The sequence below is a fragment of the Pseudomonas svalbardensis genome (genome assembly GCF_030053115.1).
GTDB lineage: Bacteria > Pseudomonadota > Gammaproteobacteria > Pseudomonadales > Pseudomonadaceae > Aquipseudomonas > Aquipseudomonas svalbardensis.
The window spans coordinates 6,163,469-6,181,973 of sequence record NZ_CP125619.1; the positions used below are offsets into that span (position 1 = coordinate 6,163,469).

Annotated in this window: 13 protein-coding genes; all 13 read right to left on the reverse strand. The window is 59.4% G+C overall.

Annotated elements, in window-relative coordinates; all coding sequences use genetic code 11:
* Positions 1-5: 5 nt before the first annotated feature.
* Complete coding sequence (locus QFX16_RS28625) at positions 6-512, reverse strand: hypothetical protein (RefSeq protein WP_283182208.1); 507 nt, start codon at positions 510-512, stop codon at positions 6-8.
* A complete protein-coding gene (locus QFX16_RS28630) occupies positions 509-2,758 on the reverse strand; it encodes a M23 family metallopeptidase (RefSeq protein ID WP_283182209.1) in 2,250 nt (749 codons plus the stop codon). The genes QFX16_RS28625 and QFX16_RS28630 overlap by 4 nt, the downstream gene beginning before the upstream one ends.
* Positions 2,759-2,806: 48 nt before the next feature.
* On the reverse strand, positions 2,807-4,840 hold the full coding sequence (locus QFX16_RS28635) for a type VI secretion system Vgr family protein (protein ID WP_283182210.1): 2,034 nt from the start codon (positions 4,838-4,840) through the stop codon (positions 2,807-2,809).
* A 28-nt stretch (positions 4,841-4,868) separates the two neighbouring features.
* The gene (locus QFX16_RS28640; RefSeq protein WP_283182211.1) at positions 4,869-5,870 is read right to left on the reverse strand and encodes a serine/threonine-protein kinase; all 1,002 of its coding nucleotides are present in this window, start codon (positions 5,868-5,870) and stop codon (positions 4,869-4,871) included.
* On the reverse strand, positions 5,867-6,595 hold the full coding sequence (locus QFX16_RS28645; RefSeq protein WP_283182212.1) for a PP2C family protein-serine/threonine phosphatase: 729 nt from the start codon (positions 6,593-6,595) through the stop codon (positions 5,867-5,869). The genes QFX16_RS28640 and QFX16_RS28645 overlap by 4 nt, the downstream gene beginning before the upstream one ends.
* Positions 6,595-10,134 (reverse strand): type VI secretion system membrane subunit TssM, encoded by a 3,540-nt coding sequence (gene tssM, locus QFX16_RS28650; protein ID WP_283182213.1) that lies wholly within the window; start codon positions 10,132-10,134, stop codon positions 6,595-6,597. Before tssM ends, QFX16_RS28645 begins: the two co-directional genes overlap by 1 nt.
* Before the next feature lie 13 nt (positions 10,135-10,147).
* The gene (icmH, locus tag QFX16_RS28655) at positions 10,148-11,023 is read right to left on the reverse strand and encodes a type IVB secretion system protein IcmH/DotU (protein ID WP_046045023.1); all 876 of its coding nucleotides are present in this window, start codon (positions 11,021-11,023) and stop codon (positions 10,148-10,150) included.
* A 5-nt stretch (positions 11,024-11,028) separates the two neighbouring features.
* Entirely contained in the window at positions 11,029-12,360 is a 1,332-nt protein-coding gene (gene tssK / locus QFX16_RS28660) for a type VI secretion system baseplate subunit TssK (RefSeq protein WP_046053871.1), read from the reverse strand.
* Between the two features lie 2 nt (positions 12,361-12,362).
* Positions 12,363-12,863 (reverse strand): type VI secretion system lipoprotein TssJ, encoded by a 501-nt coding sequence (gene tssJ / locus QFX16_RS28665; protein ID WP_008150089.1) that lies wholly within the window; start codon positions 12,861-12,863, stop codon positions 12,363-12,365.
* Positions 12,864-12,868: 5 nt separating this feature from the next.
* The gene (tagH, locus tag QFX16_RS28670; RefSeq protein ID WP_283182214.1) at positions 12,869-14,065 is read right to left on the reverse strand and encodes a type VI secretion system-associated FHA domain protein TagH; all 1,197 of its coding nucleotides are present in this window, start codon (positions 14,063-14,065) and stop codon (positions 12,869-12,871) included.
* Between the two features lie 17 nt (positions 14,066-14,082).
* Positions 14,083-14,223, reverse strand: a complete 141-nt coding sequence (locus QFX16_RS28675; protein WP_008150087.1) for a hypothetical protein — start codon at positions 14,221-14,223, stop codon at positions 14,083-14,085.
* A gap of 93 nt (positions 14,224-14,316) precedes the next feature.
* Positions 14,317-15,837, reverse strand: a complete 1,521-nt coding sequence (locus QFX16_RS28680) for a sigma-54 interaction domain-containing protein (protein WP_283182215.1) — start codon at positions 15,835-15,837, stop codon at positions 14,317-14,319.
* Between the two features lie 10 nt (positions 15,838-15,847).
* Positions 15,848-18,496 (reverse strand): type VI secretion system ATPase TssH, encoded by a 2,649-nt coding sequence (tssH, locus tag QFX16_RS28685; protein ID WP_283182216.1) that lies wholly within the window; start codon positions 18,494-18,496, stop codon positions 15,848-15,850.
* Between the last annotated feature and the right edge of the window lie 9 nt (positions 18,497-18,505).

An 18,505-nucleotide genomic window follows, 5' to 3' on the forward strand; every position in this document is an offset into this window, starting at 1 on the left:
AACTGTTATTTATTACCAGGTTCAACGTAATAAGTCTCAGCGTGTTTAAGCAACGACAGAAAGCTTCCCCTCACCTCATTCGTGTCCTTTTCCTCGCCACATGTCTCTATAAAAAAAACATGATTCTTGCCTGCCTCAAATGATGTGGTAAAACAGACGGCACCTAAAAAATATACGCCCTCTACTCCAGACCAATTGCTACCAGAGTACAGTCTTGCTTTTGATAGCGGATGCGATCCAGTCCCAACTTTCAATCCATCTTTCTCCTGCACATAATCGCCAGCTATTGCATCCGCCAGAGTCATATCTTCGCAGCCGACCTTGATATCCCGCACCCTACCGTCTTTATATTTGTATTTGACAATGGTCTCGCCTTCACTAGTTTTCCCAGCTGAGAAACCAGTGAAATCTTTTACCTTCATCACACAACCATTGCTTTCAACAACTAGATCCTCTCCAGCGTACGCCAGCAAAAACGAGGACAACAAATACAAAGCCGCGACCTTAATCACTGTTTCTGCCTCTTAATAAATGAAGGAATTGATGCAGGTAACTCTCCAGGCACCGGACTTGAATACAATAAATCCGACAGTATAGCCTGTACGTTAGTAAAGGCATCCCTTCTTTCAGGTAATCCATTCATACGTATAGTTGTAGTTGGCTTACCTGTATTCACATGACGCCCAACTAGATCTAGCGTTGGATTGCTCAGTCTACTCTCAGCACTGAGAGAAACGCTACATTGGTGTGTCTTCCAGTTAAAGTCCTCACACACCTCAACCCGCCATGCGACATTCATAGCTACAGGATCGCTTGTTTTATTGGCCCTATTTTTCGCCCACCAAAAACCAGCGCTTTCTGCTTGGTCATATGATTCTGATCCAACTGCATTTCTCCACGCTACGTTCTGAGCTTCATTATTTACTTGCCTACCTCGATGCTTAAAATACTTAATATAATTGTCTTTATGCGTTACCTGAATGATCCCCCTACCATACCAATCACCATAGCTTTTTCCTTTACCTTCTCCGAGCTCCGAAAACAAGGAAAAAAAGCCTGACTCTACCAAGCCGTTCGCCATGAACTGACTCATACGTTGTTTCGTCACTACCAGATATTTTCGCATAACCTCATTAAGTGACACTTTGATTCTTGCAGCCCTGCGAGAAGCACCAGAATACGGAATGCTCGCCCGATATAATGTTTTACTATTATGATCCTCACCAATAAATGACCGAGGAATACATTGAATCAACTCATTCGTGCTTAGCCATGAGCATTTCCTGAACGCTCCGATAAACTCTTTCGGTGGGAAATGCCAATGTTTAATTCCGATATCCGTTAAACCAGCCTCTTCCCAAAAAGCCATAGCTTCTTGGTGTGCCTTGAGTTTTTCATAGTCGCCTTTTGGCATAGGCGGACCCAACTCTGACTCTTGCTGCAACCAACTGTAGCGGGTATCGAAGTCACTTTTTCCCCACTCACTTGGAAACTTAAAGATGCAACGCTTGAGCTTTTGTTGTGAACTCTCCTTCTCGAGGATCGCTTTATTATGCTGCTTGATCCGATAACTCTTACTGTAAACACTCTCCTCTTCGGGTTTTGGTGGCGCATATTTAAGGTCAGGATTTTTGGATATTTCCAGCAAACTTCTTGAAGGTGGATATAGAGGATCCTCATCCAATTTCAAAAGCATTCTCAAGTATGGAGACTGACAATGACTATCTTCATCGGTATCATCGGAAATCAGTTTCCAGCCTTGCCAATGAGGAAAGTCAGCATCACTAAAACAGGTAACAGTAGTGCCGTTTAGGTTAAACCACGCAACCCCACCAGGTAGAGCGACTTTCCTCCAATGAGCAGCATTGGCCGGTGCTAGCGCATCAGGCCCGAGCACTCGACCAAAGCGAAGTAGTTCGTAACCCGCGCTTGCACAACTTGGATAACGCTTAGTCGCCTCCTGATAAAGATCGTACTCAAAATCCTTTTCCTCTTCTTGCTCACCAATACAGTTACCATCAAGTGTATAGGTACGAAGCACACATTGCCCTTGGCTATAGCTTATGCGCACGAATAGATCTTCTGTCGGACGAACCGCTCGACTCGATACATTGTTTGAGTCCGCCCATGAACTAGGGTGATCCGTGTAACCAACAACTTCTGGAGGCAAACAAAAATACATATCTCCCCAACAGCTCGCTTTACGACCAGACTTCGTCTGATATTCAAGCTCTCGCTCTGATCGACCTGTCAGGTTTGCAACCTGGTTGTCATCCGCAATAATTTCAAAATGAATTTTATTAGCAGAACCGTAAATTTTTCCTGCCTCGCCGAGCGCTTCCTTACGGTAAATCTGCATTCCTTTCTTCAGATCTTTCACCGTTAATTTTGAAAGATGCATATAAATCGAAAAAAAGACCACCTTCGAATTTGCACCTTCACCGATCTCGGTTTCGTGACGCAAGACAATGCAGCCATTGTCTGTCCAACCACTGTAATTCAATGGGGCGTCAGCATTTGTATCCACAGGGGCGGGCTCGCGAAAATAGGCTAGCGTCCCGTCGGCAATCGCACGTACAGGCAGGACGTGACCCGCTTCTGTTGGTGCTTTTAGGTGTGTTCCACCATGCCAGTTCAGATCAAAACTGATAGGAAAAAAACCATCTCCAGGAGCTCCACATAGCATCGCTCGATTCAGAAATGCTTCGTCGTCCTCTCCAGCGCTGGGAGTTGGAATAAACGGAGGGCTAATCAACATAGGTGTGATCCATATTTAATAAATTTTCAGATCCATCGAACGCTGGCTTCACAGCGATAACAGGTATTTCGTTTTTGGTTTGAGTTCCTCAGACGCATTCCCCAACGCCTGATCCATCAAACTCCCCGCCTTATCCTTATCCGCAGCCCCCGGCAGCACCGGCGGTTTAATCCCAATCCCTGTCCCACTCCCCGCCGAACCGCCAGCGTTGATTTTGATCACCGGCCCAACCACGGTAATCCCGCCGGCGTCGAGCTTGATGAAGCTGCCACCTGCTTTTACTGTCAGCTCCATCCCGGCTTCGATGACAATCTTGTCCCCAGCCTTCAGATGAATCTCTTTCCCAACGCTAGTCAGCTGCGCAGTCCCCAGCTTCACATGCTGGTTCTGCCCAATTGTCAGGTGGTCATCCAGCCGCGCTTCAGTCTTGCGATCCGCAATCGTGGTGCGATGTTCTTCAGCTTTGAGCTCGGTGTAAGTGTTCTTCTCCACCGTGTCATGCCGCTCATTGCCGACTCTTATCTTCTGGTCATGCTCAATGTTTTCATCCCAATCGCGCTGGGAATGAATAAAGATCTGCTCCGCGCCTTTCTTGTCCTCAATCCGCAGTTCATTAAACCCGCCGCCCCCCGGTGAGCTGAGGGTTTTGAACACGGTCCGGGTTTTGTTCGCCGGCAAATCGTACGGAACCTGGTTTTCCTTGTGATACAGGCACCCAGTCACCAGCGGCTGATCGGGATCACCTTCGAGGAAGGTCACCAACACTTCCATACCGATCCGCGGAATGGCGATGGCGCCATAACGGTCGCCAGCCCAGCTCGAAGAAACGCGCATCCAGCAGCTGGTTTTGTCATCAGCCAACCCTTCGCGGTCCCAGTGGAATTGCACTTTGATGCGGCCGTATTGGTCGCAATGGATTTCTTCGCCTTTAGGGCCAGTGACCATGGCGGTCTGACTGCCGAGGACGCGGGGCTTTGGGTGTTCCAGCGCGGGGCGGTAGAAGACGTCCCACGGGGTGGCGAGGAAGCGGTTGCGGTAGCCCTGGTGGAAGTCGTCCTTGTGGTCGGTGGTGTCGCTGGTCACGGACTCTTCGAGGACTTGCGGCTGTTTGCCTTCGTGGAAGATTTCGGTGAGCAGCCAGAGGTCGTTCCACTCGGTGCGCGGGTGGTCGGACATTTCCAGGAAGTGGCCGCTGACCAGGGTGGTCTGATCGCTTTTGCCTTCGGCCTGGCGGTAGTCGGCGCGGTGGCGTTCGAGGGCGCGTTGGCTGAGGAATTTACCGCGCGCACGGTCGATGAAGCGGCCGGGGTAGTCGTAGTCTTCGAGGTCCGGCGCGTCGCTTTGCGCCTCGGGTTTGTAGGCGGACTCGAGTTGCAGGCGTGGTTTTTCGAAGTCGTAGTCGCGGCGGGTGACGCGGCCGGTGCGGGTTTCCAGGCGCAGCTTGAAGCCTTTGATCACCGGCTCATCGGCGACCATGCCGCTGCCTTGCACGTACGCCGTTGGCTGGCCGAGTTTGGGGAACACGGTCTGGTCGTCGCCGAACACCAGCAGGTGGGCTTTTTCGCTGTGCTGGAAGTGGTAGTGAATGCCTTCTTCTTCGCACAGGCGCTGGACGAAATGCAGGTCGGTTTCGTCGTACTGCACGCAGTAGTCGCGGTCCGGGCAGGGTTGGCTTAACTGGAATTTGTAGGCGTTGCCCTTGATCCCGTGTTCATCGAGGATCAGCGCGATGATTTTCGGCGCGGACATCTGCTGGTAGATGCGCTGGTTGGTGCGGTGGTGCAGGTATTGCAGGTGCGGCACCAGCGAGATTTTGTAGCGGGTCAGGCGTTTGCCGGCATCGCCTTGGGCGACGCGGTAGATCTGGCCGTGGATGCCGGAACCCTGTGGATCGAACGCCAGGAACGCCTGTTTGTGCAGAAGCTTTTCCAGGTCCAGATCGGGGTTTTCGCTGACCAGTTCCAGGTCGAAGCGATACGGCTGGCTAATGCCTTCGGTGCCGGTGAACGACAGCACTTGCAGGTCGCCGACGTAGTCTTCAACGGTCAGGCTGAAGTGGGTTTCGTTAGCTGGGTTGAACATTGCTTGCTCCCTGTTCGGTAGTCATCCGTTACGCCCGCAGTCGCAGGCGCTGCAGCAAAGACGAAGTGGCGCCCAAGGCGTCACGCAGTTGTGCGGCGGTGATGGTGCGTTTGGCCGCATCGAAAGCCAGCGCCGTTCGCAGGGCTGGCCAGCAGTGTTTCGGTAAATTCCTGGGGGCGTGCAGCTCGCGTTCGAGGTGGCCGTCGCGGGCTTCGGTCGAGGGCAAGCGGCGGAACGGGTGTTTGCCGCCCGCCAATTCGTAGAGCACGCAGGCCACGCCATAGACATCCGCACTGGCCGACAGCGGCTGGCCTTCGAGCAGTTCGGGGGCGGCGTAGCCGGGGGTCCAGGCGTTGAAGCGGTTGCGGCTCAGGTGTGGCAGGCCGGGCAAGATGCCCTCCTCGGCCTGGCCCAGACCGAAGTCGAACAGGCGCACGCCTTCTTCGCTGAGCATGACGTTGCTCGGTTTCATGTCACCGTGCAGCACGCCGCGAGCGTGGGCGAAGGCCAGCGCGTCGAGCAGCGGCAGCGCGATGTCGCGCAGTTCTTTCCACGGCAGGCCCAGCGGCCGCTCGCAGAGTAATTTGTCCAGGGTCAGCCCACGCATGAGTTCCATGGTGATGAAGGCGCGCTGGCAATCGGTGTCCACTTCAAAGCTGTGCAAACGCAGCACGTTGTCGTGGCGCAGTCGTCGGGTCAGGGCGAACTCGCTGTAGAGCAAGGCACTGGCGTCCGGCGATTCGGCAAATTCTTCGCTGAGGATTTTCAGCGCGATGTAAGGGTCGGGATCGCCGAACTGCTCGCTCAGCAAGTCCCGTGCGCGGTAAACCGCGCCCATGCCGCCGGCACCGAGCAGGCGCTCGATGCGGTAACGGCCTGCGAGTACGTCCGGCATTTCGCCGATGCTGGCCTTGATCGGCGCCAGCGCAGGCTCTGCTTTGTGCGATTTGGCGAACGCAAAGTAGGTCAGGTTATTGGCTTCCTCGTCGGTCACCAGCAGGTCGTCGAGCGGCGGCATGAGTTCAGTCATTTTCGGATCACCACGGCAGTCAGATTGTCCCGAGCCGAGCCACGCAGGGCGCCGTCAAACAGACGCTCCAGCGCAACGTGCGGCGCGGTCAGGCTCAGGGCGTTGCCCAAGGCATCGGTGCTCAGCCCTTGGTACAAACCATCGCTGCACAACAGAAACGTATCGCCGGGGTAAACCTCGAGTTCGAGCACGTCCAGAGTCAGCACATCGGCTGCCCCAACCGCACGGGTCAGGGCATGGGCCGAAGGATGCGCACGGGCGTCCTCGATGCTCATCTGTTGCTCGTCGATGAGTTGTTGTTGCAGCGAATGGTCCTTGGACAGCTGATACAAACGCTGGCCACGCCACAGGTAGCAACGGCTGTCGCCGGCCCAGATGCAGGCCGCGCGATTACCTTCCACCAGCAGCGCCACCACGGTGCTGCCCATGATGCTGTCGTGGCGCCCGGCCGTGACGGTCAACTCCTGACCCAAGCGGCGGTTGAGCCAGTGCAGGCACTGGCGAATACCTTTGAGTCGTTCGTCGAAGTCGTGCTGCACCGGCAATTCCGCCAGGCTGGCGACGATCAACTGGCTGGCGATGTCGCCACCCTGATGACCGCCCATGCCATCCGCGACCACCCACAGCCCCTGCTGTGGGCAGTCCAGGAAAGCATCTTCGTTACGCGCCCGAACCTTGCCCGGATCGGTACGCGCAGCGCTGCGCCAGGGACTGGCAACCAGCATCAGAGCTGCACCGGCATACGGAAGGTACGCAGCACGCCCATGTCGAACGGGTTCGGTGTGCGCTGGCTGCTAAGCAGGTAATTGGCGCGCAGGCCGCCTACGTCAGCTTTGAGCACCAGCACATCGCGACCGCTCAGGTACTCGGTCTGCATCAGGTCGAACAGACGGAACAGCGACCATGGGCCGGTGTTCTTCTCGATGCCGATCGGGCGACCGGCCATTTTGTCGAGGACCAGGCTGGTGCGACCGTCTTCAGCGTCGGTCGGCCATTTGAACGACACCGGCACGATTGGGCCGTGGCGGTATTCGATGGTCTTGTCGCCAAACTTGAACTCGGAACGGCTGACGGCCGGGTCGAGGGTGTACGGCTCCAGTTTGAACTGCACTTGTGGCTCGGCCGGATTGATCGAGAAGAAGCTCTGGCGAATCACTTGTGCCGCGGCCATCTGGTCGAGGTAGACCTTGGAGATCGGCATGCTGTGACCGTCGATGCTGCGCAGGCGGTAGTTGCCTGGATCGCCACTCACGAACGGACGCATGTAGGTATCAAAGAAGCGATCGTTGATGCCCTGCGCCTTGAAGAACTCGCGGAAGTCGCTGATCGCAACGTCGCTGGTGCTGTGGGCGGTGAACGGATAACGCTTGTTGATCGCCTTGCCATAGAAGCTATACAGCTCGCTCTGATAACGCTGGTTCAGGTACTGGTAGGAGTCGTTCAGCACCAGACGCCAGGTGTCTTCAGCCAGTACGTTGAACCACACGCTGACCGGACGCGGCAGACGGTTGGAGGCATTGCGCAAGTTGCTCAGCGCATCACGCTGACCGCTCATGCGGGTCTTGGCCATTTCGAACGCAGCCTGTTCCGGCGCACTGGCACGAGCGAGGCTCGCTAGTTGCAGTTGCAGGTCGTTGAGCGCCGTCAGGGCCGGGGTCAAATCAGCGGCCGGGCCGTTGTTGTCATCCAGCAAACGGTGCAGCGGTTCGAAGCGGCGTTGCAGGGATTTCTTCGCGGTGTCCGGCAGGTTTTTGATCGCTGCCATGTCCGAAGCCTGGTCTGCTGCGGCAGACGCCAGTTTGCCCAGCTTGCCCAACTTGCCTTTCTGCTCTCCCAGCGCTGCAGCGGCATCAGCCGCTTGATCAACCGGTTCGGCTTCTGCCGGGAAACGGGTGTTCTCGCGCACTTCCACCAGCAGTTGCAGCACCGGGGAGTTGGCCGAGGTCAGGCCAGCCAGTTGCTCGGCGCCTTCACCGGCGTCGTTGATCGGTGGCAAGGCAACCTGCCCGACCGCTTCGCTCCAGAAGTTGGCGTAGTCGCGGAAGTACAGTTGCTCCAGTTCGACCATCAGGCGACGCAAGTCCATGCCGCTGATGCCCGAGCCTTCGCCCAGCACCCAGTTGTCACGCAGGATATCGGTGACCAGCGCACTGCCCTGAACCGAGAAGTACTGCTGATAACCCTGTTGGGTGTAGAAACCCGGGATCACGTATTCGGTGCCGACAAACAGCGCACCTTGTGGGCCCAAGTGTTGGCTGAGGCGATATTCGGGCAGGTTGCGGGCCTGCTCGCGCAGCATCCGGTAAACCACGTTGGCCAGCGACTCGCTGCGCAACACCTGGCGCGCCTGAGCCACCAGCTGATCGTTCAGCGGGTAGATAAACGGCTGCTTCAGCAAACGCTCGAAGTGCGTGTTCAAACCGTTCTGCACGGCGGTGTTGCCGGCGTAACGCTGGGACCATTCGGTGGCAACCCAATCCTTGAGCCACGGGCCGTCGCGACGGTCTTTCATGTTCAACATCAGGTACGCACGCAGGCTGTTGAGCAGGCGTTCGCGGTCCTTCATGTTGGCGCGGATCTGCCCTTCCAGCAGGGTCGCAACCTTCGGCAGCAGTTGCGCTTCAAGCTCCCGCTCGTAGGCCTCCTTGACCACCGGATTGACCTCTTCGCCTTGGTACAGGCCGCCACGTTCGTGGTACGACACGTCACCTTTTTTCGGGAAGACCTGAGTCGCCGCGTAACTGGTGTCGAGGGGCTTGAGCACTGCCATGGAATCATCACGCGCGGTCAGGGCCGAGCGCTGTTGCGTCCAGTTGGTAGCCAGGTTACGCAGGTTTTCCAGACGCTCGTAGTTGGCCGAGAATCCGCCCGCCCACAGCATGCCGAACAGTGCCAGCGCGGACAATGCGCCCACGTACAACGCGCGCTGGCCCCAATGGATGCGGCTGCGTTCGCGTTTGTCCAGACCGGCCAGATCGGCCTCGGGGAAAATAACCCGGCTGAGCAAGTGGTGAATGAAGCGCGAACGGCCGCTGCGCAAGGTTGGCAGCACGCCAGCGTTCAGGCCCAGATTGGCGCCGATGCCGGCGGTGGTCTGGTCCATTTCTTGAGTCAGGTGCGGTGCGCTGGTCAGGTAAAAACCGCGCAACTGGCTGACACGCTGGTAGCGGTTGCCGGTGAACGCCATGTCGACGAACAGGCACAGACGCTCGCCGATCTGCCCCAGTTGATGCGGGAAGTCGAGGATGCGGCCACGGCGCTGGGTGTCGCGCTCCTGGTGCATGCGCATGATCACTTGGCTGTTCAGGCGACGCAGCAGCTCTTCGAACTCGGCGCGCAGGACGGCGACGTCGGTGCCGCTCTGCTCTTTGCGGAAGCTGGTGCCGAGCACCTGATCGCTTTCTTCGCGGGTCAGCTGATCGAAGAACTCGTCGAAACCGAGCAGCTTGTCAGCCTTGCTCAGCACCAGATAAATCGGCACATCGACGTGCAGTTTCTGATGCACATCTTGAAGGCGGGCACGCACCTGGCGAGCCAGGGTGTCGAGGTCTTGCTCGCTGCCGCCCAGCAGGGTTTCCACCGGAATGGTCACCAGCACACCGTTCAACGGACGGTTGCGGCGACGCTTGCGCAGCAGGTCGAGCAAGGTGCTCCAGGCGCTGCCATCGACTTCGGCATCCGGCTGGGTCAGGTAACGCCCGGCGGTGTCGATCAGCACACCGTGATCGGCGAAGTACCAGTCGCAATGACGGGTGCCGAGGGTGTCGCGGGTCAGCTTGCGGTCGATCTTGTTGATCGGAAACTCAAGGCCCGAGAAGTCCAGCAGGCTGGTCTTGCCGCTGCCCTGTGGGCCGATCAGCAAGTACCAAGGCAAATCGCTGCGCCAGCGTTCGCTGCGACCGCGATAGAGGCTCGAGGTCTTCAGGGTTTTCAACGCATCCTTGAAGCGTACGCGAAGCTCTTTCTGCTCTTCGTCGATCAGCTCTTCACGGCGGATACGATCCTGGCCGTCTTCGGTGTCTTCGATGGCTTTCTTGCGTACGCCAGCGCGCCAGCTGACGAAGACCATGGTCAGGCCCCAGATCAGGAACAGCACACTGATGGTCAGCAGGCGGGAGGTCGAACCTTCCCAGAACTTGTAGTCATTGACCGCCAGCAGTGGCCCGACGAACCACACCAGCAGCGCGACGAACAGCACCAGCAACAAGGTCCAGACCCAGGTCTGACGCAAGAATGCGCCGACTTTCTTGAAAAACTTTTTCATCACACGTCCCTGTTTACGGCTGCGACTGCGGCTGGACCGCGGCCGGATCAAGCTGCTGATAAGGTTGCAGAACGGTTTCGCGTTGCTCGCCCAGTACCCAGGCGAAGCCCGAATACATCACCACCAGGCAAACCACGGTGAACAACACCACCATCCACGCTGGCACGATGCGCACCAGGCTGCGGCGCTGATCATTCAAGCCTTCCCAATGCGGCGACAGTTCGCGCGGCACGTCGCCGCGAAGTTGGCGAATCTGGCGATACAAGGCGTCGCGGATGCCTTCGAGCTCGAGCATGCCGCGGGCTTGCACCCGGTACTTGCCTTCGAAGCCCAGCGACAGGCACAGGTACATCAGCTCCAGCATCGGCAGGTGCTTGACCGGGTTTTTCGACAGGCGATCCAGCAGTTGGAAGAACTTCTCGCCGCCGAAGGTTTCGTTGTGGAAGCTGCTGAGCAGGCTCATCTGCGACCACTCGCTTTCGTTGCCCCACGGCGTGGTCACGACGGCTTCGTCGACCACGGTGCAGAGCACGTAACGCGCGGCCATCACCTGGCTGCTTTCGGCGCCGTTGTGCAGCGCACGCACTTCAAACAGTTTCAGCCCGGCGGTCAGTCGCTCGTTGAGCGCGTACATGTCTTCGCGGGTGTCGCTGTGCTTGAGTCGCACCACTTCCGACAACAGGTCGGAGGCGGCTGCGACCAGCGAATTGAGGCTGATGTTGAACGCTTCAGCCGGGCGCAAGCGTGCGGCGTAGATCATCCGTTCTTCGAGCTGTTCGAAACGCGGCGGTGCGGCGAAATCTGTCAGCGGGCTCGAAGCAGGGCCGTGGCCCTGGCGGTCGAGCAGGACGGTTTTATCGTCCTGGGTATGTTCCATGTCCTTGATCATGTCGGTCAGTTCCTGATGGCCCAGAATTTCAGTTCAAGCTCGGCGAATTCGCCGGACACGTGGAACGCGAAGCCGCCGGAGCGCTCGAGTTGTGCCAGGTCTTCGGAACTGAGTTCGAGAATGAAATAGGTTTTGTTGGAGTGGAACGCGATCTGCCGCGGGGCCACCGGCAACGGTTTGACCTTGATGCCAGGCAGATGCAGGTTGACCAGTTGGCGAATACGCTCCACCGGGCCGACCTTGAGGTGCGCGGGCAAGCGATGGCGCAGTTCTTCGGAGTCGCAGTTGGCACTGGCGGCGAGCACGAACGAGGCCGAGCCCAGCAGTTTGTGGTCGTGCAACGGCGAGACGATGATCCCGTATTGGCGCGCTTGCAGGACCAGTTCGATGGCGTGCTGTTCGAGCACCATCGACAGCACCTGACGAATCGCTTCCATCAGCTTGCGGAAGCTCGCGCCCTGGTCGCTGTGCTGGTAACGGCTGTCCAGGCGCGGGCGTTTGCTGTCGCTGGAGAAGGTCGCCAGATCGCCGAGCATGGTCAGCAGCGTGCGGTACAACTCTTCCGGGTGAACCTGCTCCAGGCCGAGGTAGTGGCGCAGCAGCAGTTCGGTGCGGTTGATCAGTTGCAGCATCATGAAGTCGCCGACTTCCGCACCGCCTACTTTGCCGTTGGAGCGGATCCGCTCGGCGATGGTGTCGCCCCGGTGGCCGAGCATGCTGATCACTTCTTTCAGGCACGACAGCAGGTAGCTGGACGAATGCGCCTGAATGTAGGTCGGCACGAAGTCCGGGTCGAGGCTGATCACGCCGTCGGGCGTGGTGTCGAGCACTTCGCAGATCTTCAGTTTCACGTAGGCCTGGTCGCTCTGCTGCTCGCCGAGCAACAGTTTGAAGTCCGGACGGCCGCAGCTGACCTGGCTGGCGGAATCGTCGCCGGCGTTGGAATCGGCGACTTCCGCTTCGTACGCGGTGTAGCGCGCCAGCACGTCGGATTGCTCCGGACGACGCGACTCGATGTGGTTGCCGGTGACCAATGGCAGCGCCAGGTAGATCGGCGTATGACCGGTGTTCGGCGGCACGTCGAGGGCCAACGGCTCAGTGTTGCCGCCGAGTTCAAACAGGCTGCCGTCCGGCAGAATCCCCGAGGCCTGGCTGATCACCAGTTTGCCCATGTTGAGGAACTGCAAGTCGATGTCCAGGTTCAGGAAGCCCCAGGTGTAGCTGCCCAGCAACTGCGTGCGGGTCTTCATCTGGTGGTCGTAGTAGCGATCGTTGTGCTGGAAGTGCTGCGGGCGCAGCAGCATGCCTTCCTGCCAAATCACTTTATGGGAATTCATGATCAGTCATCCGCCTTGGCGAGCGTTTCGTTGCTGTTGCGGATGCCGGCCTGGTCGAGGGTCAGATCAGCGTCGGTGACTTCCACCGGGGTGACTTGCACCGTGTAGCGCCATTTGGTTTCCGGCAGATCGCGGTAGGCGGCGAGGATGCCGACGTAACGACTGCCCTCCTCCACGCTGAGTTTCATCTCCACGGTTTCACCTGGACGCAGTTCAATTTCTTCGCTGGCCACCAGGTCCGGGGCCAGGGATTCCTTGGCGCGCTCGTACAGGCTGAAGAAATCAGCGTTCTCGAACGTCACCGGATGCTTAAGCTCGAACAGACGGACAACGATCGGCGACGGACGCCCGTTGAGGTCCGGGTTCAGCTGATCGCTGGCGGTCAGCTTCAGGTTGAGTTTGGTGACGTGGGAATACGGCGACAGCGACGAGCAGCCGGCCAGCAGCACCAGGGCCGCGAACGCCGTCAGCGTCTTGAAAAAAGCGGTCGAGCAGCGAGACATGCGCATCATCCTTGGTGGTCGGTGTGAAGGGTGGAAATCAGGCGGATCTGTTCTTCGTAGGCCTGAGCGAAGTCGCGGGCCAGCAGGCGCTCGCTCCAGTCATCGTCCTGACGCAGGGCCTGGTGATAACGACCGTAAGCTCTCCAGCGACTGCCGGACGTGGCCAGCAAAGGCTTGTTGTCGCGCTCGAAACGCAGGGTCAATTGCTGTGGCGAGAAGTGTTCAAGCGTGCCGCGAACAGCGGCGCGGCTGGCCGTCAGCAAGGCCACCTGATGCGCCTGCAAATCGCGGAACGCACGGGAGACCGCCTGCTCGGCCGGCAACTGACCCGGCTTGTTACCCTGCAACAAAATGCCCAGCGCTTCACCGGCATCGACGGCAAATTTCAGTGGGTTTTTGTTCGTGCCTTGCACGGTGGTCTGGGCCAGACGCAGTTCGTTTTTCAGTTCGCTGCGGGTGCGCAGGCTCTGCTGCAAACCGCCGACGCTTTGCTTGAGCAGGCGTGCAGCGTTCAGCGCCAGGGCTTCGCGGGCATCGTGGTCGAGGCCTTTGAGGTCCACGCCCAGCGCCGCACCGAAGTGCTCCCAGAAACCTTCACTCTGACGCTCGACCGCTTTCGGCGGTGGCGCGGGGGCTGGCTCTGCCGGGGCGTTGATCAGCTCCGGCACCATCAGGCTTTCCATGTCGATGCGCGCATAGTCGGCGCGCTGACGGGTGTCCTCGATGGTCGTGCTCGGGGAGATCAGCTCGTCGATTTCCGAGTACACGCGCTCTTGCTGATCGAGGGCATTGAGTGGGTCGAGATCGAGAAACGCGTCATCAGGGATGATGCTGCCTGCCGCTTGCGGACGGCCGACTTCAACGTCGAAGGTCGCCGGGTCGCGCACCAGCCGCGCACGGATCTCGAAGTCACCCAGCACGTAGACGCTGCCGTGCTCGATGCGCATCGCTTCGCCCTTGCGCAGGCGCGCGCCGCTTTCGCTGTCCTGGATACCGTTGCTGCTGGTATCGGTCAGGAAAAACGTGCCTTCGCGGTAGCTGATCAACGCGTGGTGGTTGGACAGGTGACGCTTGCGGTCCGGGATGATCCAGTCGCAATCCTCGCCCCGACCGATCACGCCACCGGCCTGTTTGAAGGTCTTCTGGCACAAATCCGTGGGCACGAACTGCTTGGTGTTCAGCATTTCGAAAACCAGTTCCATGGTGATACTCCTTGCGGTCACTTGCCGCGATTGACCGCCTGCGGATCACCCAATGGGCGATAGGTGTTGTCGTTGTATTTGTAATTGCCGCTACAGCCGCCGAGGCCGCATAGAACGACGAGGGTCAGCAGGACGGCTTGCCAGTGACGAACAGACATCAGAGGGTCTCCAGGGGTAGACAAAGTACAAAGCGCCGACCCGTTTGGGCGGCGCTATTGGAAGCGGATGAGGTGAAGTCGACGGTTGTTTGCCTAGCCATCGAAATCACCCAGGTTGATATTCAGGCGCCCGAGGCGATACAGCAGCGTGCGGCGCGGCAGCCCAAGTTCGCGGGCCGCAAGGGTTTGGTTGCCGTCGTTTTTGCGCAGGCAATCGAGCAACAGACTGCGCTCGACCTGCTCCAGGCGTTCGCGCAGGTTCAGGCCACTGCTGTCTTCCGGCATGGCTTCCATGCGCAGGGAAAAATGTTCGGCCAGTAACTCACCGCCCTCGCACAACAGCACCGCGCGTTCGACCAGGCCTTTGAGTTCACGCACGTTGCCGGGGAAGGTGTAACCGGACAGGTGATCCAGCGCCGCATCGGACCAGCACACCGCATCACGCTGCAAGAACGAGCACGCCTTGTCGGCGAAGTGCCGGGCCAGGTCGAGGATGTCGCCTTCGCGCTGACGCAGGGCCGGCAACTCGATCGGGAACTGCGCGAGGCGGTAGTACAAGTCCTCGCGGAATTTGCCTTCGCTGACCAGCACCGACAAATCCCGGTGAGTCGCGGCGATGATGCGCACGTCGATCTTGTGGGTGTCGTTGGAACCCAATGGGCGAATCTCGCCCTCCTGCAGAACCCGCAACAGCTTGGCCTGCAGGGACAACGGCATGTCGCCGATTTCATCGAGCAGCAAGGTGCCGCCGTTGGCCGCATCGAACAGCCCGGCACGGTCGCGATCAGCACCGGTGAACGCACCTTTGCGGTAGCCGAACAGTTCGCTTTCCAGCAGGTTCTCGGGGAACGCCGCGCAGTTCTGCACGATGAACGCCTGAGAACGGCGCGGCCCGCAATCGTGAATCGCCCGCGCCACCACTTCCTTGCCGGTGCCGGTTTCACCGCGCAGCAGCACGGTATATGGGCTGTGCAGGACTTTGCTGATCAGCGAATAGGTCTGGCGCATGGCCGAACTCTTGCCGATCAAACCGTAGCCGCTGGCGCTCGGGACGCTGGCCTTCACTGGCCGCGCATCAACGGTTGGCTGACGCAGACGTTGCAGCAAATGCAATTGGCCGAGCACGAACGAACCGAGTTGACCAAGGGAATCGGCAAAGCCTTGCAGGTCGATGTGCCGGCGACTGGCGCACAGCAGCAAGCCTTCGACGGCTTTCTGCTGATTGACCAGCGGCACACACAACAGCGACTGCCAAGGCATGGCCTGAGGCGGCAGGAAACTGGTTTCGTGCAGGCTGCCGCTCAGCTCGCTGAGGCACACCACGCGGTTCTGGCACAGGGCGAATTGCAGCAGTTGTTCACCGTTGTAATCCGCCGGCAGGCTCGCCGATTCCCGGGGTTGCAGGATGCCGTTGAGGCATTCGGCGTTCATCCCCAGGCACGTGTGAGTCGCGTCCAGCAGGTACAGCTGCGTCAACTCACAACCGCTGAGCTCGGCCAAGCCGCGCACGAAGTCACCCAGCAGCGCAGCACCGTCCGCCGCGCGCGACAAGCTGGCGAACTGCGCCAGCAAGGCTTCGGCATAGACCAGCGGTTGCGGCACTTGAGTGAACATCACACCCACCTCAGGCGAACTCGCACGTCACGCTGGCGTTGCCGTCGAGCGTCGCGTGGACACGCTTGAGGCTTTCGCCGGTGGCCATCGCATCGAGCAAGCGGTCGGCCACCAGCGGCAGCACGTGCAGGTCGAGCAAATGGTCGATCAGGCGCGCGCCGCTGTCGCTTTGGGTGCAGCGTTCGGCCAAGTGATCGACGAGGTCTTGCGAGTAAGTGAAATCCAGTTGACGACGGTTCAGGCGCTCGCCCAAACGGCCGAGTTTGATTTCGATCAGCTCGCGCAGCACCGGGCCACCGACCGGGTAGTAAGGCACCACGCGCATGCGCGCCAGCAGCGCCGGTTTGAAGTGTTTGCTCAGCACCGGGCGGATGGTTTCTTCGAGTACTTCGGCCGACGGCCGCGCGCCGTTTTCACAGAGCTCGGCGATGCGGTCGCTGCCCAGGTTTGAGGTCATCAGGATCAACGTGTTGCGGAAGTCGATCTCGCGCCCTTCGCCGTCGTTGGCCACGCCTTTGTCGAAGATTTGGTAGAACAGGTTGAGCACGTCCGGGTCGGCTTTCTCGACTTCATCGAGCAGCACCACCGAGTACGGTTTCTGGCGCACGGCTTCGGTGAGCATGCCGCCCTCGCCATAACCGACGTAGCCCGGCGGCGCACCGATCAGGCGCGAGACGGTGTGTTTCTCCTGGAACTCGGACATGTTGATGGTGGTGATGAAACGATCACCGCCGTACAGCAAGTCCGCCAGGGCCAGCGCAGTTTCGGTCTTGCCGACGCCGCTCGGGCCGACCAGCAGGAACACGCCGACCGGCGCATCAGGTTTGTTCAGGCCGGCAGCGGTGGCGCGCATCGAGCGGTCCAGTGCGTGAACGGCTTGTTCCTGACCACGGATGCGCGTGCGCAAGTCGGTGGCGAAGCTCGCGACCTTGGCGTTGTGCTCACGGGCCAGTTGCGCCAGCGGCACGCCGGTCCAGGCGCTGATCACTTCGGCGACCAGACGCGGGCAGACTTCAAAACTCACCAGACGTTCTTTGATCTGAAGTTCGGTCAGGGCTTTGTGAGTTTCGTTGAGCGCGGCTTCCAGGGTTTCAACGCTTTGCGCTTCGTCCACTGGTAGCGTTTCGATCACGGTGCCTTCGGCATCTTCTTCAACCGTGACAGTGGGCTCGACTGCGGCAGCTTCGCGGGCCTTGGCCAATTGCTGACGCAGGTCCAGCAGGCGCTCTGCCAGTTCTTTCTGCTCGGTCCAAAGGGTTTCCAGCGCGACCCTTTCGTCGTCGGCGGCAGCCAGGCGATCTTCCAAAGCCTCCAGCGCTTCGTGATCGATCAGCAGACCGGCCTCGGCATCACGGCGCAGGGCCTGACGCTGACGGCCACCTTCGGCCAGTTCGCCACGCAGGCGTTCGAGGCTTTCCGGGGCAGCGGCGAGGCTGATTCGCACGCGGGCGCACGCGGTGTCGAGCACGTCGACGGCTTTGTCCGGCAGCTGACGGCCAGCGAGATAGCGAGCAGACAACTCGGCCGCCGCAACCACCGCGTCATCGCGCAGGTAGATGCCGTGGCTCTTCTCGTAGACCTGAGCCAGGCCACGGAGGATGGTCACCGCTTCGTTGACGGTCGGTTCGTGCAGTTGCACCGGTTGGAAACGACGGGCCAGGGCCGGGTCTTTTTCGAAGTACTTCTTGTACTCCGCCCAGGTGGTGGCGGCGATGGTGCGCAACTCGCCACGGGCCAGGGCTGGCTTGAGCAGGTTGGCCGCGTCGGAACCGCCGGCATTACCGCCCGCGCCGATCAGTGTGTGAGCTTCGTCGATGAACAGGATGATCGGTTTCGGCGAGGCTTTGACTTCGTCGATCACGCCTTTGAGGCGGCGTTCGAACTCACCTTTGACGCTGGCGCCCGCCTGCAACAGGCCCATGTCCAGCGACAGCAGCTCGACGCCTTTCAAGACTTGCGGCACTTCACCAGCCGCGATGCGCGAGGCCAGGCCTTCGACGATGGCGGTTTTACCGACGCCGGCTTCACCGACCACAATCGGGTTGTTCTTGCGGCGACGGGCGAGGATGTCGACCATCTGACGGATCGCGCCATCGCGACACAACACCGGGTCGAGTTTGCCGTCGCGGGCCTGTTGGGTCAGGTTGTGGGTGAAGCGCTGCAGCAGCGATTCGCCCGGCACAGCGGGTTTACCGGTGGCCGGTTGTTCTTTCTGCGACAGGGCGAATTCTTTCAGGCGTTCGATGTTCAGTTTGGCCAGCAACGATTGATAGCGGCTGCCGGCGTAGCGCATCGGGTTGCGCAACAGCGCGAGAATCAACGCGGCTTGCTCGACCTGGCTTTGGCCCAGTTCAAGGTTGGCCACCAACAACGCGTCTTGCAGCCACTGCACCAGTTCCGGGGCGAACACCGGGTTGCGCGAAGCGCTGTGCTCGACCCGCGATTGCAACGCGGCGCTGAGCTCACCGGCATCCACTTCGGCGTCTTGCAGCGCGCGTGCGAGCAAGCCTTGCGGGCGCTCCAGCAAGCCCAGCAGCAAGTCTTCGACGAGGATCTTGCTGCCGCCACGGGCGACGCAGCGTTCGGCCGAACTTTCCAGGTCACGACGGGTTTCGGCGTCCAGCGCCTGGATAAGTTGTTGCAGGTCTACGTTGATCATAGGTCATCT

What these genes read in the sequence shown, in the direction of transcription:
- QFX16_RS28630 (WP_283182209.1), bottom strand. Translation starts at nt 2,758, where the DNA reads ATGTTGATTAGCCCTCCGTTTATTCCAACTCCCAGCGCTGGAGAGGAC.
- QFX16_RS28635 (WP_283182210.1), bottom strand. Translation starts at nt 4,840, where the DNA reads ATGTTCAACCCAGCTAACGAAACCCACTTCAGCCTGACCGTTGAAGAC.
- QFX16_RS28640 (WP_283182211.1), bottom strand. Translation starts at nt 5,870, where the DNA reads ATGACTGAACTCATGCCGCCGCTCGACGACCTGCTGGTGACCGACGAG.
- QFX16_RS28645 (WP_283182212.1), bottom strand. Translation starts at nt 6,595, where the DNA reads ATGCTGGTTGCCAGTCCCTGGCGCAGCGCTGCGCGTACCGATCCGGGC.
- tssM (WP_283182213.1), bottom strand. Translation starts at nt 10,134, where the DNA reads ATGAAAAAGTTTTTCAAGAAAGTCGGCGCATTCTTGCGTCAGACCTGG.
- icmH (WP_046045023.1), bottom strand. Translation starts at nt 11,023, where the DNA reads ATGATCAAGGACATGGAACATACCCAGGACGATAAAACCGTCCTGCTC.
- tssK (WP_046053871.1), bottom strand. Translation starts at nt 12,360, where the DNA reads ATGAATTCCCATAAAGTGATTTGGCAGGAAGGCATGCTGCTGCGCCCG.
- tssJ (WP_008150089.1), bottom strand. Translation starts at nt 12,863, where the DNA reads ATGTCTCGCTGCTCGACCGCTTTTTTCAAGACGCTGACGGCGTTCGCG.
- tagH (WP_283182214.1), bottom strand. Translation starts at nt 14,065, where the DNA reads ATGGAACTGGTTTTCGAAATGCTGAACACCAAGCAGTTCGTGCCCACG.
- QFX16_RS28675 (WP_008150087.1), bottom strand. Translation starts at nt 14,223, where the DNA reads ATGTCTGTTCGTCACTGGCAAGCCGTCCTGCTGACCCTCGTCGTTCTA.
- QFX16_RS28680 (WP_283182215.1), bottom strand. Translation starts at nt 15,837, where the DNA reads ATGTTCACTCAAGTGCCGCAACCGCTGGTCTATGCCGAAGCCTTGCTG.
- tssH (WP_283182216.1), bottom strand. Translation starts at nt 18,496, where the DNA reads ATGATCAACGTAGACCTGCAACAACTTATCCAGGCGCTGGACGCCGAA.